The 17,748-nt window shown below is 66.1% G+C and carries 15 protein-coding genes; 9 read left to right on the top strand and 6 right to left on the bottom strand.

All coding sequences use genetic code 11. The features are described 5' to 3' along the window. Window positions 1-777 (top strand): ThuA domain-containing protein, encoded by a 777-nt coding sequence (locus ASE49_RS13215; RefSeq protein WP_056773367.1) that lies wholly within the window; start codon window positions 1-3, stop codon window positions 775-777. A gap of 37 nt (window positions 778-814) precedes the next feature. Here the strand turns inward: ASE49_RS13215 and ASE49_RS13210 are convergent, their stop codons facing one another. Beyond that, window positions 815-1,936, bottom strand: a complete 1,122-nt coding sequence (locus ASE49_RS13210; RefSeq protein WP_056773364.1) for an acyl-CoA dehydrogenase family protein — start codon at window positions 1,934-1,936, stop codon at window positions 815-817. Between the two features lie 147 nt (window positions 1,937-2,083). On the opposite strand from ASE49_RS13210, the gene ASE49_RS13205 reads away from it, so the two are divergent. Further along, on the top strand, window positions 2,084-2,857 hold the full coding sequence (locus tag ASE49_RS13205) for a helix-turn-helix transcriptional regulator (RefSeq protein WP_056773359.1): 774 nt from the start codon (window positions 2,084-2,086) through the stop codon (window positions 2,855-2,857). A 22-nt stretch (window positions 2,858-2,879) separates the two neighbouring features. Here the strand turns inward: ASE49_RS13205 and moaB are convergent, their stop codons facing one another. The 3 genes from moaB to ASE49_RS13190 form a co-directional block, all read right to left on the bottom strand. Then, window positions 2,880-3,407 carry a molybdenum cofactor biosynthesis protein B gene (gene moaB, locus ASE49_RS13200; RefSeq protein WP_056773355.1) on the bottom strand — a complete coding sequence of 176 codons (528 nt, stop codon included), beginning with the start codon at window positions 3,405-3,407 and terminating at the stop codon, window positions 2,880-2,882. Next, window positions 3,391-5,169, bottom strand: coding sequence for a lytic transglycosylase domain-containing protein (locus tag ASE49_RS13195; RefSeq protein WP_235522999.1), 1,779 nt, complete (start codon window positions 5,167-5,169; stop codon window positions 3,391-3,393). The genes moaB and ASE49_RS13195 overlap by 17 nt, the downstream gene beginning before the upstream one ends. A 68-nt stretch (window positions 5,170-5,237) precedes the next feature. After that, window positions 5,238-5,987: a uracil-DNA glycosylase family protein gene (locus ASE49_RS13190; RefSeq protein WP_056773349.1), complete on the bottom strand. Its 750-nt coding sequence runs from the start codon at window positions 5,985-5,987 to the stop codon at window positions 5,238-5,240. Between the two features lie 90 nt (window positions 5,988-6,077). On the opposite strand from ASE49_RS13190, the gene ASE49_RS13185 reads away from it, so the two are divergent. The 6 genes from ASE49_RS13185 (at window position 6,078) to ASE49_RS13160 (ending at window position 14,089) form a co-directional block, all read left to right on the top strand. Next, a complete protein-coding gene (locus ASE49_RS13185; RefSeq protein WP_056773347.1) occupies window positions 6,078-7,730 on the top strand; it encodes an electron transfer flavoprotein-ubiquinone oxidoreductase in 1,653 nt (550 codons plus the stop codon). A gap of 9 nt (window positions 7,731-7,739) precedes the next feature. Next, window positions 7,740-8,549 (top strand): 4-(cytidine 5'-diphospho)-2-C-methyl-D-erythritol kinase, encoded by an 810-nt coding sequence (locus ASE49_RS13180; protein WP_056773345.1) that lies wholly within the window; start codon window positions 7,740-7,742, stop codon window positions 8,547-8,549. Between the two features lie 64 nt (window positions 8,550-8,613). Continuing rightward, window positions 8,614-9,348 (top strand): N-formylglutamate amidohydrolase, encoded by a 735-nt coding sequence (locus ASE49_RS13175; protein WP_056773342.1) that lies wholly within the window; start codon window positions 8,614-8,616, stop codon window positions 9,346-9,348. A 104-nt stretch (window positions 9,349-9,452) separates the two neighbouring features. Further along, entirely contained in the window at window positions 9,453-11,309 is a 1,857-nt protein-coding gene (gene ilvD / locus ASE49_RS13170; RefSeq protein ID WP_056773339.1) for a dihydroxy-acid dehydratase, read from the top strand. A gap of 81 nt (window positions 11,310-11,390) precedes the next feature. After that, window positions 11,391-12,803, top strand: a complete 1,413-nt coding sequence (locus ASE49_RS13165) for an NAD(P)H-hydrate epimerase (protein WP_056773337.1) — start codon at window positions 11,391-11,393, stop codon at window positions 12,801-12,803. Window positions 12,804-12,835: 32 nt separating this feature from the next. Continuing rightward, on the top strand, window positions 12,836-14,089 hold the full coding sequence (locus ASE49_RS13160; protein ID WP_056773334.1) for a class I SAM-dependent RNA methyltransferase: 1,254 nt from the start codon (window positions 12,836-12,838) through the stop codon (window positions 14,087-14,089). A gap of 13 nt (window positions 14,090-14,102) precedes the next feature. On the opposite strand, the gene panB is transcribed toward ASE49_RS13160, so the two are convergent. Further along, a complete protein-coding gene (panB, locus tag ASE49_RS13155; protein ID WP_056773902.1) occupies window positions 14,103-14,972 on the bottom strand; it encodes a 3-methyl-2-oxobutanoate hydroxymethyltransferase in 870 nt (289 codons plus the stop codon). 161 nt (window positions 14,973-15,133) lie between these two features. On the opposite strand from panB, the gene ASE49_RS13150 reads away from it, so the two are divergent. Continuing rightward, entirely contained in the window at window positions 15,134-16,651 is a 1,518-nt protein-coding gene (locus ASE49_RS13150) for an amino acid permease (protein WP_056773330.1), read from the top strand. 120 nt (window positions 16,652-16,771) lie between these two features. On the opposite strand, the gene ASE49_RS13145 is transcribed toward ASE49_RS13150, so the two are convergent. Then, a complete protein-coding gene (locus tag ASE49_RS13145) occupies window positions 16,772-17,665 on the bottom strand; it encodes an alpha/beta fold hydrolase (protein WP_056773329.1) in 894 nt (297 codons plus the stop codon). Window positions 17,666-17,748: the final 83 nt, after the last annotated feature.

Here is a 17,748-nt window from a genome sequence, read left to right as displayed (position 1 = left end):
TTGGCTGAAACCGATCAGACGCACCCGCCCCGCATAGACTGTGTGCTGATATGCGGCGGTGTGTGGCACGATATGGACTTCGCCCGGCTCGAACTGCTCAAACTGCTGGCGAAGGACCTGGCTGTGCGTACCCGCGTGTTCGAGGATTACGAGAACATCGAGGCGATTCGCAGCGCCGATATTCTGATAACCTACACGTGTGACGTCACCCCCTCGCTGACCGCGCAGGAAGCTTTGCGGGACTGGCTGGCGGCAGGCGGGCGCTGGTACGCGCTGCACGGCACCAACTCCGTGCTGCGCCTGCTGGCAGACGGACCCGATGCGGGGCTGTGGGACGCGCCGCGCTGGGCACCGCTGTTCATGGACATGGTGGGATCGCAGTTCATCTCGCACCCGCCGATCGCGCCGTACACGGTGACGGTCGCCGATCCGGACCATCCGCTGGTGGCCGGGATCGCGCCGTTCGAGACGACGGACGAGCTGTATCATCTGGAGACGCACGGGCGCTTGCATGTCCTGCTGGAAACGGAATGTTCCGAGCCGGGCACCGGTTTCGTCGAGGCTGCCGCTGCGCCGGGAACGCACCCGGTAATGTACCTGAAGGACCACGGCAAAGGTGGCGTGCTGTACAACACGCTGGGCCATTGCCGCGGGCATTACGATCTGCAGCCGATGCTGGACTGGTGGCCCACAGTGGATCGCTGCGCGTGGGACCTGCCGGTGTTCTACGAACTGCTGGAGCGCGGGATAGGCTGGCTCAAGCAGCGGGAGCGTTGAGGGAGCGACACCGATCGCTCCCCCTCACAGGTAGCGATCAGTGCAGCACTCCGGCGTAGCGATCCAGCGCCGCCAGCGGGTCTTCGGGCCAGCGTGACAACACGAGCAGGCGCTTGTGGCCGCCGCCGACGGCCAGTTCGTCAGTCACGCCCATGCCGCCGTGGAACTGGATCATTTCATGCCCCAGTTCCACGCACGCCGGCGCGATGAACGCCCGCACACCGTGGACCGCGTTGGCAAAGTCGTCGCTCTGCCAGGACACCAGCGCCAGGTTCAGCAGAGCGCGGCTCTGTTCGATCACGGCATACTGCGCCACCATGCGGTGCTGGATGGCCTGGAAGGAACCCAGCGGCGCACCGAACTGGGTACGGGTGCGCAAATAGTCGATCGTGTCGGCGAACATGCGCTCCATGATGCCCAGCGCCTCGGCGCAGCGGGCCAGCGTGGCCATGACTTGCGCCGATGCGACATGGGCGAACCCGTCGCCTTCCAGCCGGCAGTTCGCCGGCACCGCAACGCCGTCCAGTTGAAGCGTTACCGCCACGCTGCCATCGGCCATATGCCATTCGCGGGCGGTTAGGCCCGGCGCATCGGCGGTAACGAGGAACAGCGCGACCCCTGCCGCATCGCCCGGCTCACCCTCCAGACGGGCCGAGACGATATAGCCGTCCGCGCCGGCGCCGGCTGCGCAATAGGGCTTGGCGCCTCTCAGCGTCCAGCCATCGCCGCTTTGCACGGCGCGCGTTTCGATCCACGGCAAGCCGCCGCGTCCGCGCGCTTCGGCGTGCGCCAAGGCAAGCCGCTTCTCGCCGGAGACCAGGGCATCGGCCCAGGCATCGCGCAATTCTTGCGGCGCGGCAGCCGCGAAAATCCGCCCGGCCAGCACGGCGGCTTCGGCCAGGGGCTCCACCACCAGCCCGCGGCCCAGCGCCTCGAACACGGTGGCGATGCCGGTTGCGTCCAGATCCAGCCCGCCCATGTCTTCGGGAAAAGGCGCTGCAATCAATCCCAGTTCGCCCAGCAGCGCCCAGTTGGCCGCCGAAAACCCTGTCGGTTCGGCCAGGAACGCCCGGCGGCTGTCATGGTCGTAGTGGTCGGTAACGAAACGCTCGGCCAGGGCCTTGAGCATTTCCTCGTCTTCGCTGAGGTCGAAATTCACGTTCCACTCCCGTTTCCGGTCATGCTTATCACCAGGCGGCCAAGGTTTACCGCTGCGCAAAATGCTAGTCACATAAACCGGGCAAACGGGGCGCGGGTGATTGTGCCGTCAGACCGACAAGTCTAAGACGTGCGCGAGAGGAATACGATGCAGCTGCTATCCCAGGATAAGATCGACGCTGTGCGCGTGACGTCGCCGGAAGGGATCCGGCCCGCTGCCGAGGCGCTGCATCGCATCGCCATGGATTGCGGCATGCGCGTCGCCCCCGCGCACGACATCGCCGACAAGCGCACGCCCGTGGATGCCGACGGCAAGATGCTGGCCACCGAAGTGTTCGGCTGGGGCGATGAGGAGCGCGTGTGGTGGCGCAATTCGCGCATCGCGCTGGATAGCCCGCTCACCACCGCCTGCCGGTTCGAAGGCCAGCCGTTCTGGGCCAACGCGCAGGGGTTCCGCACCCGTGAACCCAACGCCTATCTCGCTTCGATCGACATCGGCAACTTCGAGGTCAGGGCGATGACCCGCGCGGCTATCGGCGTGCCGGTCCACCTGCCGTTCGGGCAGATCGGCGCAGTCAGCTTCAATCCGCTGGACCGCGAAAAGACCGACTTGTCAGAGGAATTCGCGATCTATTCGGACGCGTTCGGCCTTTATGCCCGCACCTTTATCGCCACGTATGTGCAGGTGATGGGCCGCACCCAGGCGCTGCCGCCCGAAACCCGGCTGTCGAAGCGCGAAGTGGAGTGCCTGCGCTGGGCCGCGATCGGCAAGACCGACCTTGAGATCAGCATGATCATGTCGCGCAGCCGGGCCACCGTGCGATTTCACATTCACAACGCGGCGACCAAGCTGAACGCGGTCAACCGCAGCCAGACCGTGTTCAAGGCGGCGCAGCTGGGTTACATCTCGCTGCAGAATTGATGCCTGCCGGGCTACGCCGGCGTCAGACTTCCTGCAGGCGCGGCATCAGTTCCACGAAGTTGCAGGGCCGGTTGCGGCTGTCGAGCTGCTCGGCCAGGATTCCGTCCCACCCGTCCTTCACCGCGCCGTTTGAGCCGGGCAGCGCGAACAGATACGTGCCGCGCGCCACCACCGCCATCGCACGGCTTTGCACGGTGGACGTGCCGATGGTCTTGTAGCTTAGCCAGCGGAACAGTTCGCCAAAGCCCGGAATCTCGCGCCCGCCCAGCTTGCCCAGCGCCTCAGGCGTCACGTCGCGCCCGGTGAGGCCGGTGCCGCCGGTGGAGACGATGGCGTCCACGTGCGGATCGTCGATCCAGGTGTCGAACAGCGCGGCGATCGCATCCGCATCGTCACGCTCGATCGAACGCCGTACCAGGCGATGGCCCGCCGCTTCGATCCGCTGCGCCAGGATATCGCCCGACGTGTCGTTGGCGGCAGTGCGGGTATCGGAAACGGTCAGCAGCGCGATGGCGATGGGCTTGAACGTCCGCTCAGGGTCGATTGCCACGCACACTCACTCCGTTTGCGGCAATGCGCACGCCCTTCGATCCGGTCAGGCCGGGGAAGGTAGGCCACATACCCTGCACCAGCTGCATGCGGCTTTCCGAAGGACCGCCCGCCTGCCGCTCATACATCCAGTAATTGCGCATGACGATGTTCACGTAACCGCGCGTTTCCCAGTACGGCAGGGACTCGATCCACAGCAGCGGATCGCCCTGGCAGTTGATCTCGGCGTTCCAGCGCGAGATCGGCACCGGGCCGGCGTTGTAGGCGGCGATAACCTTGGGCAGCAGCCCTTGCGTGCCCGGATCGGCCTGCAGGGTCTGCAGATGCCGCTGGCCGAACGCTAGATTCACTTCCGGGTTGTTGAGATCGGTGGCCGAACCGGACACGCCCAGCGCGCCAGCATGGTCCTGCGCGGCGGCGGGCATGATCTGCATCAGCCCGCGCGCACCGGCAGGGCTGACGACCGTGGCGCGGAACACCGATTCCTGCAGGGCGTGGGCATAGACCAGCGCGGGGTCCACCTTCCAGCCGCCAACCGGGGTCCACTTGGGCGTAGGGAAGCGCGATGCGGGCTCCGGCCGGCCACCATAAGGCGCGTTGTAGGCCATCCACAGCTGCGTGCCGGGCAGGCCGAGATCGCGGGCGAGGCGGGTCAGCGGTGCATATTGCGAGGCATCGCCGATGCGCGCCTGATGGCGCAGCACTTCGTCCGCCAGCCCGTCCTCACCGATTTCCGCCAGTTCCACGGCAGTGCGCACGTTGGTGCTGGCGCGCAGCTGCTGCCAATCCGCCTGCGTGAAGTCAGCCCCGGCGTGCTGCTCGGACAGCTTCAGGCCCAGTTGTTCGGCGGCCAGCATGCCATACAGCGTTTCATCGCGCGCAGCCGCAAGGCGCAGCGCGGCGCCCGCCTGTTCGGGCTTACGGCAGCGCACCAGCGCGCGGCTGTTCCAGTAATGCGCAGCGCTGGTCAGCTCTGCGTTTTCAGACGCACGCGCTGCCTTGGTGAAGGCATCGGACGCCCCGTCGCAATCGCCCAGCCGCCAGGCAGCAAGGCCGGCGGTCCACCAGGCTTCGCCGACCCACGGCCCCTGACCCAAGGCGGCGATCTGCGCCATCTGATAGGCCTGCGCGTCCTGGTTCTCGATATAGAAGCTCCAGGCCACCTTCTGGCGCCATTCGGCCTGTGACGAGGGGCTGAGGTTCGCGTCGATCCCGTCCAGCAGCAGCCGCGCGCCCATCGGATCGTCATTCTTGATGCGATCGTTGATGCCGGCGGATATCGCGGCGGGCATCGTACCGTCGTCAATCGAGGCAGGGCGCACGCGCTTGGACATCGAGGGCAGGCGGGCGAAGCTTTGCTCGGCCGGCAGTTGGGGCACGCTGGTGGCGCCGCGCTTTTGCGCCAGGCGGCTGATCTGATCCGCACCCGGCAGTTCGGCCCCTTGCGCCAGCCAGTTTTGCAGATCGGCCAGCTGAATCTTCGGCGAGCCGGAAGCCAGGTAATATTCGGCGCGGGCCTGCTGGTGCAGTGGGCCGTCGGGCCGGTCCGCCAGCATCTTTTGAACGGTGGCCCAGTCCTTGGCGTCGATCGCCTGGAACACCTGCTTGTAGTACGCGCGCTCGTCCTGGCTGAGCAGGGTGGGCACGGCGGTGCGATCGGCCCGGCTGCGGAAATAATCGACGGCGGCGCTGTTGGCGAAGGCCGGTGCACTGCAAACGGTAGCGGCAAGACAGGCGCCCACCGTTAAACCCACCCTGGCAATTGTCCTCAAGTCTTGTCCCCAAATCCTTGCGCGATACCGCGTGTACCCCATCACCGAAGGTCCGCACGTCAGTCAGCGGTCCACTCCAGCCAGGCCTTCCACAAAACCGGCTTTGCGCGCGGTTGGGCGAGCAGAGCCGGCAGCGCCCAGGCCGTGAGCATAGGTATCGATCCACCCTCATGGTTTAAACTTCGTAAAACGGCAGGGCGATGCGGTGATTCGTGGCCAAGGAGCGGCAGGACGTTGCCACCGAGGATCATGACGCGTTTCGGAGCCGCCAATTCGATGTGACGGGCAAGCACCTGGCCGATTCCTTTTGCCACCATAGCGCGCCAGTCCGCGCCGGGGGTGTGGCGGGGCAGGGCACTGGCCAGGTAGATCGCATCGCGGCTGGTCCCGAAGGCAGTGAGCATGGCATCGAGTAGCTTGCCGTGTGGACCGGCCAGTAGCGTTTCGGTGTCCCCGGCTTCGGGTTCCTCGACCACCACCATCAAATCGGCGCCCGCTTGGCCTTGCGGCGCGACGCGCGCGGCGGGGCCACCTTCGCACAACAGCGGCTCTGTCAGCCACCACGGCGTGAAGGCGGCAAGATCTGCAGGAAGGGAAGCGGGATCGATCTTCGCTTCTGCAGGCGCCGGGATCACATCGGCAGGCGCCGTTCGAGGCGATGGCAGAGGGACTGCCGCCGCCTCGGGCTCTGCCGACGCCAGCCATGTGACCGGCTCGTCCAGGTAGTCGCAGTCCACCCCGGCGCTGCGCCACCAGTCCAGCGCACCTGTTACATCGTCCAGAAAAGGCGTATTTGGCCGCTGATCCATTGCGCGGGTCTTGACCTGCCGCGCCTTAGCAATCAAGGCATTTGCAGATTTAATCGAGCGACTAACGCACAATAAAAACACGGGGCTGCCATGATCGAACGCGAAGAGATGCCTTACGACGTCGTCGTCGTTGGCGGTGGACCGGCAGGGCTGGCAACCGCCATCCGCCTCAAGCAGGTGGACCCCGAACTCCAGGTCTGCGTGCTGGAAAAAGGCTCCGAGATCGGCGCGCACATTCTATCGGGCGCGACCATCGATCCCAAGGCGCTTGACGAACTGCTGCCCACCTGGCGCGAAGATGGATGCCCGCTGGCCGACGTTCCGGTGACGGACAACTGGCACTGGCACCTGACCAAGAAGGGCAAGTTCGCGCTGCCGCACCTGATCCAGCCGCGTTTCATGTCCAACCACGGCAATTACACAGGTTCTCTGGGCAACTTGTGCCGCTGGCTTGCCGAGCAGGCCGAAGCGCTGGAGATCGAAATCTTCCCCGGCTTCCCGGCTGCGGAGGTTCTGTACGACGATGCCGGCGCGGTGATCGGCGTGCAGACCGGCGACATGGGGGTTGACCGGGAAGGCAATCCCAAAGGCGATTTCCAGCCGGGCATGAACCTGACGGGCAAGTACACCGTATTCTGCGAAGGCGCGCGCGGCCACCTGACCAAGCGCCTTAAGGCCAAGTTCGACCTTGAGGCGAACTGCGAACCGCAGGTCTACGGGCTGGGCATGAAGGAATTGTGGGACATTCCGGCGGACAAGCACGTGCCGGGCCGGGTCATCCACACGCAAGGCTGGCCGCTGAGCGAAAACGACGCGTGGGGCGGCGGCTTCCTGTATCACCAGGCCAACAACCAGGTTGCGCTCGGCTTCGTGGCCGCACTGGATTACAAGAACCCCTACCTTTACCCATTCGAGGAATTCCAGCGCTGGAAGCAGCACCCGGAAATCCGCGCGATCCTGGAAGGTGGCAAGCGGGTGGCTTACGGCGCGCGCGTCATCAACGAAGGCGGCTGGCAGTCCGTACCGCAACTGGCGTTCCCCGGCGGCGTGCTGGCGGGTTGCTCCGCCGGTTTCGTCAACGTGCCGCGCATCAAGGGCACCCACACCGCGATGAAAAGCGGCATGCTGGCGGCTGAAGCCATCGCCGCCGCGATCAAGGCGGACCGCGCGCACGATACGCTGCAGGACTACGACGATGCGGTGCGCGCCAGCTGGATCGCAAAGGAACTGAAGCTGGTCCAGAACGCGGAGCCACTGGTGGCCAAGTGGGGCGGCGAACTGGGCACGATCCTGGCCGGCGCCGACATGTGGCTGCGCACGCTGTTCGGCTTTGGCATCGCCAAGCCGATGAAGCATCACCGCGACAGTGACGCCACCGGGCGCGCCGACCTGTATCGCCCGATCGCCTATCCCAAGCCCGATGGCGTTATCAGCTTCGACCGGCTGACCAGCGTGTCCTATTCTTTCACCAATCATGAGGAGGACCAGCCGGTCCACCTCAAGCTGAAGGATCCCACGTATCCCACCCGTGTGGAACTGCCGGTCTATGCCGGTCCGTCCACCCGCTATTGCCCGGCGGGGGTCTACGAATACGTGATGAACGACGGCACGGGCGAGGCGCGCTTCCAGATCAACGCGCAAAACTGCGTCCACTGCAAGACGTGCGACATCAAGGATCCGGGCCAGCAGATCGTGTGGACCGCGCCCGAAGGTGGTGGTGGACCCAATTACCCGAACATGTAATCGGGGCGGATGCTGAACGAAACCGCCTACGCCAAGATCAACCTCGCGCTGCACGTCCGCCGTCGGCGCCAGGATGGCTACCACGACCTGGAAACGCTGTTCGCCTTCGTGGACGATGGCGACAGGCTCGTCGCCGCCCCCGCCAGTGCGGATCGGCTGACGACGCGTGGCGAGTTTGCCGGCAAAATTGACGACCCGTTCGGCAACATCGTCGCCAAGGCGCTGGGCGCATTGGCGCACGGCGCCGGGTGGGCGGTGGAACTCGAAAAGCGCCTCCCCGTGGCCGCAGGGCTGGGCGGAGGCTCTGCCGACGCGGGCGCGATCTTCCGCATGGTGGAACAGACCCACGGCCTGCCGGACGACTGGCGGACGCGCGCGGCAAAGCTGGGCGCGGACGTGCCTGCCTGCGTCCTGTCCACCACCTGCATCGGCACCGGTACCGGCACGGACCTTGTGCCTGTCCCCAGCGATCTTGCCGGAACCCCGGTGCTGCTCGTCAACCCGAGAGAAGCGGTCCCGACCGGCCCGGTGTTCAAGGCGTGGGACGGGATCGACCGGGGCCCGATGCCCGGTGGCTCGGTGCGCGCGATCGCGCTGGCAGGGCGCAACGATCTGCAAGGCCCAGCCATCGCCATCTGCCCGGCCGTTGCCGACGTTCTACAGGCGCTGGAGGATACCGCGCCGTTCCTGGCCCGCATGTCCGGTTCAGGAGCCACGTGCTTCGCTTTGTACGATAGTGTTGAGGCGTTGCACGCAGCGGCGGAAAAACTGGCCCGCGATCACCCGCAGTGGTGGCAATTGGCGGGAAGCCTGCGTTAAGCTTACCGCGCGTATCACCCGGCGGTTTGAGGAAACGGAGGCAGGTTTGGCACACGTGGATGAGATGGCCGAGGTTCGCAGGCTGCTGGGCACGCCGCAAACAGGCGGACTGCTGGTGGTGGCCGACCATGCATCCAACCGCGTGCCGGCGGATATCGACCTGGGCATCGATCCCGCGCTGCTGAACCAGCATATCGCCATCGACATCGGCGTTGCCGCCATTGCCGAGCGCATGGTGGCAGATGCCAGCACCATTCCCACCGCTGCCTGGCTGGCCAACGTCAGCCGTCTGGTGTGCGATTTCAACCGCCCGCCCGATGCCCCCGGCATGATCCCCGACGTCAGCGACGGTCACCCAATCCCCGGCAACCGGCTCGACGCGGCTGGCCGGCAGGCCCGCACCGCGCGCTTTTTCGCGCCCTATCACGATGGCCTTGCCGCGCTGCTGCGCCAGCACCGCCCCGCGCTGATCCTGTCGTTACACAGCTTCACGCCCGCCCTTGCCACCAGCGACGAGGCCCGGCCTTGGGAGGTGGGCGTGCTGTATAACCAGGACGAGACCACCGCGCACGTCGCCATCCCTTGGCTGGAGCAGCGGGGCCTGGTGGTGGGCGATCAGCAGCCCTATTCGGGCAAGCTCCTCAACGCATCCATGAACCGCCACGCCGAAGGTAGCGGCATCCCGTACGTTTCGATCGAGATCCGGCAAGACCTGATCGGCGATGCATCCGGGCAGGAGGCCTGGGCGAAAACCATGACGGGGCTGTGCAGCGCGGTAATGGCGGCAATGGCGCCGTGAAATAAAATGTCTCAAATCGCCGTTGAATTGTAATTGATTGCAGCGTAGGGGCCAGTTCATCTGAAGGTGCCCCACGCCGCTCTACTTGTCCGGAGTTCTCACAAATGCCCGCCTATCGCTCGCGCACTTCGACCCACGGTCGCAACATGGCAGGTGCGCGCGGGCTGTGGCGCGCCACCGGCATGAAGGATGGTGATTTCGGCAAGCCGATCATCGCCGTGGTCAATTCGTTCACCCAGTTCGTGCCTGGCCACGTCCACCTCAAGGATCTGGGCCAGCTGGTCGCGCGCGAGATCGAGGCGGCGGGCGGCGTGGCCAAGGAATTCAACACGATCGCGGTGGATGACGGCATCGCGATGGGCCACGACGGCATGCTCTATTCGCTGCCCAGCCGCGAACTGATCGCTGACAGCGTGGAATACATGGTCAACGCGCACTGCGCCGATGCGATGGTGTGCATTTCCAACTGCGACAAGATCACGCCCGGCATGCTGATGGCCGCGATGCGCATCAACATTCCGGCGGTGTTCGTATCCGGCGGACCGATGGAAGCGGGCAAGGTCGTCATCAAGGGCAAAGAGCAGGCGCTCGATCTGGTGGATGCCATGGTCGCCGCCGCCGATGAAAGCTACACCGACGAGGAAGTGGCCGCAATCGAGCGTTCGGCCTGTCCTACCTGCGGGTCGTGTTCGGGCATGTTCACCGCCAATTCGATGAACTGCCTGACCGAGGCGCTGGGCCTGTCGCTGCCCGGCAATGGATCGACACTGGCCACGCACTCGGACCGCGAACGCCTGTTCCTGGAAGCGGGCCGCGTGGCGGTGGACTTGTGCCATCGCTACTACGATCAGGACGATGACAGCGTGCTGCCGCGCAATGTCGCAAGCTTCGAAGCTTTCGAAAATGCGATGAGCCTGGATATCGCCATGGGCGGATCGACCAACACTGTGCTGCACCTGCTGGCCGCCGCTTCCGAAGCCGGCATCGATTTCACTATGGCTGACATCGACCGGCTTTCGCGCCGAGTGCCGTGCCTGTCGAAAGTCGCGCCCGCCAAAAGCGACGTGCACATGGAAGACGTGCACCGCGCCGGCGGGATCATGGCGATTCTGGGCCAGCTGGAACGCGCCGGCCTGCTGCATGCAGACCTGCCGACCGTTCACAGCCGCACGATGCGCGATGCGCTTAACCGCTGGGACATCAGCCGCACCAACGATGCGTCGGTTCAGCAGTTCTACAAGGCGGCGCCGGGCGGCGTGCCCACCCAGACCGCGTTCAGCCAGTCCCGCCGCTGGGAAGAACTGGACCTGGACCGTGAGAACGGCGTCATCCGGTCCAAGGAACATGCGTTCAGCCAGGACGGCGGGCTCGCCGTGCTGTATGGCAACATCGCGCGCGATGGGTGCATCGTGAAGACCGCCGGCGTGGATGACAGCATCCTGAAGTTCACCGGCACCGCGCGGGTCTATGAAAGCCAGGACGCCGCCGTGGCCGGCATTCTGGGCGGTCAGGTGGGCGCGGGCGACGTGGTGGTGATCCGCTACGAAGGGCCGCGCGGCGGGCCGGGCATGCAGGAAATGCTGTATCCCACCAGCTATCTGAAATCGAAGGGGCTGGGCAAGGCGTGCGCGCTGCTCACCGACGGGCGTTTCTCGGGCGGCACTTCGGGCTTGTCGATCGGCCATGCCTCGCCGGAAGCGGCGGAAGGCGGCGAGATCGGCCTGGTCGAAAACGGCGATACGATCGAAATCGACATCCCGAACCGCACCATCAACCTGATGGTTTCGGACGAGATCCTCAGCCATCGCCGCTCCCAACAAGAAGCACGCGGGGCCGATGCCTGGTCGCCGTTACACCCGCGCAAGCGCAAAGTGTCCGCCGCATTGCAGGCTTACGCGGCGATGACCACCAGCGCGGCACGCGGCGCGGTCCGGGACGTGAGCCTGCTGCGCCGGTCCTGAACCGGCGGCGCGGCCAGACCTGCGCAACCAAAGCGGCTGCCGGACGTAAAAGGCCTGTCCCTTACCGCCGGAGAACCATTGATGCCGCCTGCCGATCCGATCCTGACCGTGGCGCAGATGCGGAGCGCTGAGCAGGCGCTGGTCGCGCAAGGCGTCAGCGTGGATGCGCTGATGCAGCAGGCTGGGCGCGGCGCGGCGGAGTGGGTATGGCGCATCGCGGGCAAGCACCGCGTCACCGTGTTGTGCGGGCCGGGCAACAACGGCGGCGATGGCTATGTCATCGCGCAAGTGCTGCAGGAACGTGGCGGCGACGTGCGAGTCGTAGCCCCCGACGCTCCGAAAAGCGAGGCTTGCCGCACGGCCCGCGCGCTGTTCCAGAGCACGGTCATGCAAGGCGGCACGGACGTTTCGGGCGCGGTGCTGGTCGATTGCCTGTTCGGCAATGGGCTCACCCGGTGTCTATCGGATCACCACGGCAGGCTGCTGAATGCCCTCGCGGCGTCCCACGAAAAGCGCATCGCCGTGGATCTGCCCAGCGGAGTGGAGGCGGACGGTGGGGCTATTCTGGGCGACAGTATCCCCGCCTTCGATCTCACCCTGGCGCTGGGGGCATGGAAACGCGCGCACTTTCTGATGCCGGCCACGGCGCGGATGGGCGCACTGCGCCTGGTGCCGATCGGCATCGCGGCAAGCTCATGCGTGACGGCATTGGCAAAGCCGGTCATCACGCCGCCGGGGCCGGACGCGCACAAGTATCGGCGCGGACTGCTTGCCGTGGTGGGCGGGGCGATGCCCGGCGCGGCCCTGCTGGCGTGCACGGCCGCGCAAGGGGCGGGGGCCGGCTACGTCAAGCTGCTGAGCGACCAAAGCGCCGACGTGCCGCTGGACCTTGTGCGCGATGCCCGGCCGCTCGACCACGCTTTGGACGACAACCGGATTGGCGCGCTGCTGATCGGGCCGGGTCTGGGCCGGGACGATACCGCCCGTGCGCGGTTGCAAGCGGCGGTGGCGTCCAAAGCCAAGCTGGTGATCGACGCGGACGCGCTCATGCTGCTGACGCCTAACGCCATCGCCCACCGCATGCCCGGCACCACCATCGCCACGCCCCACGAAGGCGAACTTGCGGCGCTGGAAACGGCCTTCGGGCTGGGCGCTGTCGGCAGCAAGATCGACCGTGCGCTGGCACTCGCCCGGCGCAGCGGCATGGTGGTTGTGGCCAAGGGGCCGGATACCGTCATCGCCAGCCCGGACGGCGTTGCCACCTGCGCGCCGCGTGCCAGTGCGTGGCTCTCCACCGCCGGCACCGGTGACGTGCTGGCCGGCACCATCGCCAGCCGCCTTGCCTGTGGGGACGATCCCGCCGTAGCCGCGCAGCGCGGCGTATGGCTGCACGGCGAAGCGGCCCGGCTGTGCCCGCCTGCGTTCACCGCCGGGCGGCTTGCAGCGGCGATTGCCCAAGCCTTTGCGCGCTGTGTGCAGGCTGGGCAGGGTTGAGCATCGCTGCTAGGCGCGGCTGGGTGGACACTATGACCGAATCTGAAGAAATCCTGCGTATCGCCTCAAAGGGCGATGGCGTTACAGCGTCCGGCCGCTTCGCCTGGGGCGCGGCGCCCGGCGATATCCTGAAGTCCGACGGCACGCTGGAATGGGGCCCGCATCACGTGGCCCCGCCGTGTCGCCATTTCGGGCGCTGCGGGGGCTGCCAGTTGCAGCAGCTTGACGAGCCGAGCCTGGTGCATTTCGTCGAAAGCCGGGTGGCCAACGCCTCCACCGGGCAGGGGCTGGGGGCAGAACAGATCGCGCCGCCACACCTGTCACCCCCGGCCTCACGCCGCCGCGCGTCGCTGCGCGCCGAAAGTTCGGGTGGGCGGGTTGTCATCGGGTATCGCGAAGCCAAGTCGCACCGGGTGGTCGAGCTTGAGGAGTGCCCGGTGCTGGCGCCGGAACTGACCGTGCTGCTGGGCCCTTTGCGTAAGCTGCTGATCACTATGGGCAAGGCCGCGCCGGCGAAGAAGGGCCGGCCCGGCAAGGCCGCAACCCCGCGCATGGCCGCCGATATCGAGATGACGCTGGTCGATCAGGGTGTCGATCTGGGGATCAAGGGTCTTACCGCCGAAGGTCTGTCCGCAACCGAAGCGATGCTGGACTTCGCGCGCGATCACGCGCTGGCCCGCCTGACGATGGACGGCGGCTACGGCTTCGAAACGGTGTGGGAGCCGGTGCCGGTCACCGTGACGCTCGGCAGCGTAAAAGTGCCATTCCCGCCCGGCAGCTTCCTGCAGGCCACGCTGGATGGGCAGGCGGCGCTGGTGGACGCTGCACGCACCTGGCTGGCCGGCGCGCCCACCGTTGCGGACTTGTTTTCCGGCCTTGGCACCTTCGCGTTCGCGCTGGCCGGGCCGGATACCAAGGTGCTGGCCGCCGAAGCCGCGCGCGATGCCCATCTTGCCTGCAAGGCGGGCGCGGACCGTGCGCAGTTGCCGATCTTCTGCGCACACCGGGACTTGTTCCGCAACCCGCTGCAACCCGACGAACTCAGCCGCTTTGCCGCCGTGGTGCTCGATCCGCCCCGTGCCGGCGCGCGCGAGCAGGTGGAGTGCATCGCCGCGTCCGCCGTGGGCCGCGTGGTGTATATCAGCTGCAATCCGTCGAGCTGGTCGCGCGATGCCGCCCGACTGGTCGAGGCGGGATTCCGGCTGGTGGAGCTGCGCCCCGTGGGCCAGTTCCGGTGGTCCACCCATGTCGAGCTGGCAAGCTACTTCGTGCGAGACCCGGACTGACGCGCGCATCCGGTCATTTCGGCTGGTAGGTCTGTTCGGTACCGGGGAAGCTGCGATCCCGAACCTCGGCAGCGTATTGCGCCGCTGCCTCGGTCACCACGGACGCCACGTCGGCGTACCGCTTCACGAAGCGCGGCACCCGCTCGAACATGCCCAGCATGTCTTCGGTGACCAGCACCTGACCGTCACACCGGGCAGACGCACCGATGCCGATGGTAGGGCAGGACACCGCTTTGGTTGCGGCGATGGCGATCGGCTCGACCACGCCTTCGATCACGACGGCGAATGCGCCGGCCTGATCCAGCGCCTGCGTGTCGGCAACGATCTTGTCCGCCTCCGCGTCGCTGCGGCCGCGCGCGTTGTAGCCGCCCAGGATGTTGACCGCCTGCGGGGTGAGGCCGACATGGCCCATCACCGGGATGCCGCGCTCTGTCAAAAAGCGCACGGTTTCGGCCATCGCCGCGCCGCCTTCCAGCTTCACGCCCGCGCAGCCGGTTTCCTTCAGCACCCGCGCGGCGCTGGCGAATGCCTGCTGGGGGGACTGTTCATACGCGCCGAACGGCATGTCGACGATCACGGCGGCGTGATAGCTGCCGCGCACCACCGCCGCGCCGTGCGCGATCATCAGGTCCAGGGTGACCGGCACGCTGGACGGCAGGCCGTAGATCACCTGGCCCAGACTGTCGCCCACCAGCAGCAGGTCGCAATGCGCATCGAGCAGCTGCGCCTGGCGGGCAGTGTAGGCGGTGAGCATCACGATCGGCTCTGCCGTCACGCCATCGCGCTTGCGGCGGCGGATGGCCGGGATCGTCAGGCGCTTCATCGGCGCGGGCGTGGGGTTGGCGCGGCTGGTCGCGGTGTCGAGCTGGAAGGTCGTTGACATGGCCAAACCTCTAGCCGCGCGCGCCGCGCTGCGCAAATCGGCAGGGCCATCCATCACGGTTGCTGCAACAATATTACGATATTGGGGAATCTCCTGCCAATCGCTCTTGCCAAGCGAGCGCTTGTCGTTAGCCTCCGTTCATCAAAATTGAGGGGTCCATAATGTTCGGACGGGTAAAGCCGCTGGATGCCATCCTGGCGACGGCGGAAAAGAAATCTCTTCATCGATCGCTTGGCCCGGTGCAGCTGACGCTGCTGGGCGTGGGCGCGATCATCGGCACCGGCATCTTCGTGCTTACCGCAGCCGCCGCGCAAAAGGCGGGACCGGGCATGATGTGGAGCTTCGTCATCGCCGGCTTCGTGTGCGCGGTGGCGGCGCTGTGTTATTCCGAACTGGCCTCGATGGTGCCGGTGTCGGGCTCGGCTTACACCTACTCCTATGCGGTTGTGGGCGAATTGCTGGCCTGGATGGTGGGCTGGGCGCTGATCCTGGAATACGCGGTTGCCGCCTCTGCGGTGTCGGTCGGCTGGTCGGGCTACTTCATGGGGCTGGTCAAAAGCTGGACCGGGTTCACGTTGCCACCGCAATTGGCAGCAGGACCAACGTGGACGCTGAGCGGCGTTGATTTCAGCCACGGCATCATCAACGTGCCCGCTGTGGTCGTCGCGCTTGGGGTTACGCTGCTGCTGATGCGCGGCACCAAGGAAAGCGCCACGTTCAACGCCGTCCTGGTGGCGATCAAGGTCGCCGCGCTCACGATGTTCGTGGTGCTGGCGCTGCCGCGCATGAACGCGGAACACTTCGCGCCGTTCGCCCCCAACGGTTGGTTCGGCCCTGCTGGCTCCAGCGGCATGGGCATCATCGGCGCAGCGGCCTCGATCTTCTTTGCCTACGTAGGCTTCGATGCGGTTTCCACTGCGGCGGAGGAAACCAAGAACCCGCAGCGCAACGTGCCGATCGGCTTGATCGGCTCTCTGGCGATCTGTACGGTCTTCTACCTGCTGGTGGCAGCCGGCGCGATCGGTGCGATCGGTGCGCAGCCCACCGCGCTGGGCGTTCAGCCAGGCTCTGCTGAATTTACCGCCCAGTGCGCCGCGCTGGCCGCGAAAGGCAGCACGCCACTGGTCTGCTCGAACGAGGCGCTGGCGCACGTGCTGCGCTCGATCAATTATACCCGCGCGGGCGATCTGATCGGGCTTGCCGCCAATCTGGCGCTGCCCTCCGTCATCCTGATGATGCTGTATGGCCAGACGCGGATCTTCTTCGTGATGGCGCGGGACGGCCTGTTGCCGGCCAAGCTCGCCACCATCCACCCCAAGTGGAAAACACCGCACATCGTCACCTTGATGACCGGCGTCTTCGTGGCGATCGCTGCCGCGCTGCTGCCGGTAGGGCAACTTGCCGACATCTCCAATTCGGGCACGCTGTTCGCGTTCTTCATGGTTTCGGTTGCGGTGATGATCCTGCGCGTTCGCGATCCGGGCCGGGTGCGTCCGTTCCGCACGCCGCTGATCTGGGTGGTGGCGCCGGTGGCCGCGCTCGGCTGCGTGGGCCTGTTCTTCAATCTGCCAACCGAGGCGATGCTCGTCTTGCCGATCTGGGGCGCGTTCGGGCTCGCGTTTTATTTCCTGTATGGCTATCGCAAGAGCCACGTGGGACGCGGCATCATGGACCAGTGACAGTTTCAGCGGCGGGATAATCTCCTGCCGCCTCACGAAATAAAAAGGGGACCGCCGCGGCGGTCCCCTTTTTTTATCCACCAGCTGTCCCGGTTTATGCCGGGCTTATCCACAGCCTTGTCACAAGGTGCCGATCGCCAACGTGTCGGCCGTCATGGCGTCGATCATGCCCTGACGGCCCTCGATCTTTTCGCCATCGAGGAAGCTCAGGATATCTTCGGCCAGTCGCTGGGTCTGGGTGGCGAACACCCCATGTGGCTCGCCTTCGTATTCGACAAGATCCGCCGAGGGGACTTGCGCGGCTACCGCACGACCGGTCGCCTCGATCGGCACGGTCGCATCGGCGGTGCCGTGGATTACCAGCGTGGGCACTGTCAGATGCGGCAGGTCGGGCCGAAAATCCGTGTAGGCAAAGGCTGCGGCGGACTGCAGGGTGGCATATTGCCCGGCCTGCATCGCGGTGTTCCAAGCCCATTGCAGTTCTTCGTCGCTCACCGGGTGCTGCAGCAGGCCCACGCCGTAGAACTGCTTGAAGAAGCCGGTGAAGAACTTGCGAAAGTCCGACGTCATGCCGTCGGTCATTTCTTCGATGGTCTTTTCCGGCACGCCCTTGGGATTGTCGTCAGTCTGTAGCAGGAACGGCACTACCGAGGATACCAGCACCGCCTGCGTCACGCCGCGCCCGCCGTGGCGCGACATGTAACGCGCGATCTCGCCGCCACCCATCGAGAAGCCGACCAGCGCCACGTCCTGCGTTGCCCCGGTAGCTTGCATCACATCGGCCAGATCGTCGGTGAAAGTATCATAGTCATAGCCCGTGGGCGGCTGATCGGATCGACCGAAGCCCCGGCGGTCATAGGCGATGGCGCGATAGCCGCCGGGTGCCAGGGCGATCATCACCGGGTCCCACGAATCGGCGGACAGTGGCCAGCCGTGGATGAGGACGACCGGGCGGCCTTCGCCAAGGGTCTTGGTGCGCAATCTGGTTCCGTCGCGGGTTTCGATCATGGTCATGGCAATGTGCTCCTTCGCCGGTATCAATCGACAGGCAGGGAGGCTTGTTCCGCCAGCGTGGCGGCATGCGGTACGGCGTGGTG

It is taken from the genome of Novosphingobium sp. Leaf2 (assembly GCF_001421325.1).
Lineage (GTDB): Bacteria > Pseudomonadota > Alphaproteobacteria > Sphingomonadales > Sphingomonadaceae > Novosphingobium.
Note: the sequence above shows the minus strand (reverse complement) of the source record. Positions and strands in the feature narration are given on the sequence as shown.

Coding starts and splice junctions, on each gene's coding strand:
- ASE49_RS13205 (WP_056773359.1), top strand. CDS start 2,084: ATGCAGCTGCTATCCCAGGATAAGATCGACGCTGTGCGCGTGACGTCG.
- ASE49_RS13185 (WP_056773347.1), top strand. CDS start 6,078: ATGATCGAACGCGAAGAGATGCCTTACGACGTCGTCGTCGTTGGCGGT.
- ASE49_RS13160 (WP_056773334.1), top strand. CDS start 12,836: ATGACCGAATCTGAAGAAATCCTGCGTATCGCCTCAAAGGGCGATGGC.
- ASE49_RS13180 (WP_056773345.1), top strand. CDS start 7,740: ATGCTGAACGAAACCGCCTACGCCAAGATCAACCTCGCGCTGCACGTC.
- ASE49_RS13190 (WP_056773349.1), bottom strand. CDS start 5,987: ATGGATCAGCGGCCAAATACGCCTTTTCTGGACGATGTAACAGGTGCG.
- panB (WP_056773902.1), bottom strand. CDS start 14,972: ATGTCAACGACCTTCCAGCTCGACACCGCGACCAGCCGCGCCAACCCC.
- ASE49_RS13145 (WP_056773329.1), bottom strand. CDS start 17,665: ATGACCATGATCGAAACCCGCGACGGAACCAGATTGCGCACCAAGACC.
- ASE49_RS13165 (WP_056773337.1), top strand. CDS start 11,391: ATGCCGCCTGCCGATCCGATCCTGACCGTGGCGCAGATGCGGAGCGCT.
- ASE49_RS13150 (WP_056773330.1), top strand. CDS start 15,134: ATGTTCGGACGGGTAAAGCCGCTGGATGCCATCCTGGCGACGGCGGAA.
- ilvD (WP_056773339.1), top strand. CDS start 9,453: ATGCCCGCCTATCGCTCGCGCACTTCGACCCACGGTCGCAACATGGCA.
- ASE49_RS13175 (WP_056773342.1), top strand. CDS start 8,614: ATGGCCGAGGTTCGCAGGCTGCTGGGCACGCCGCAAACAGGCGGACTG.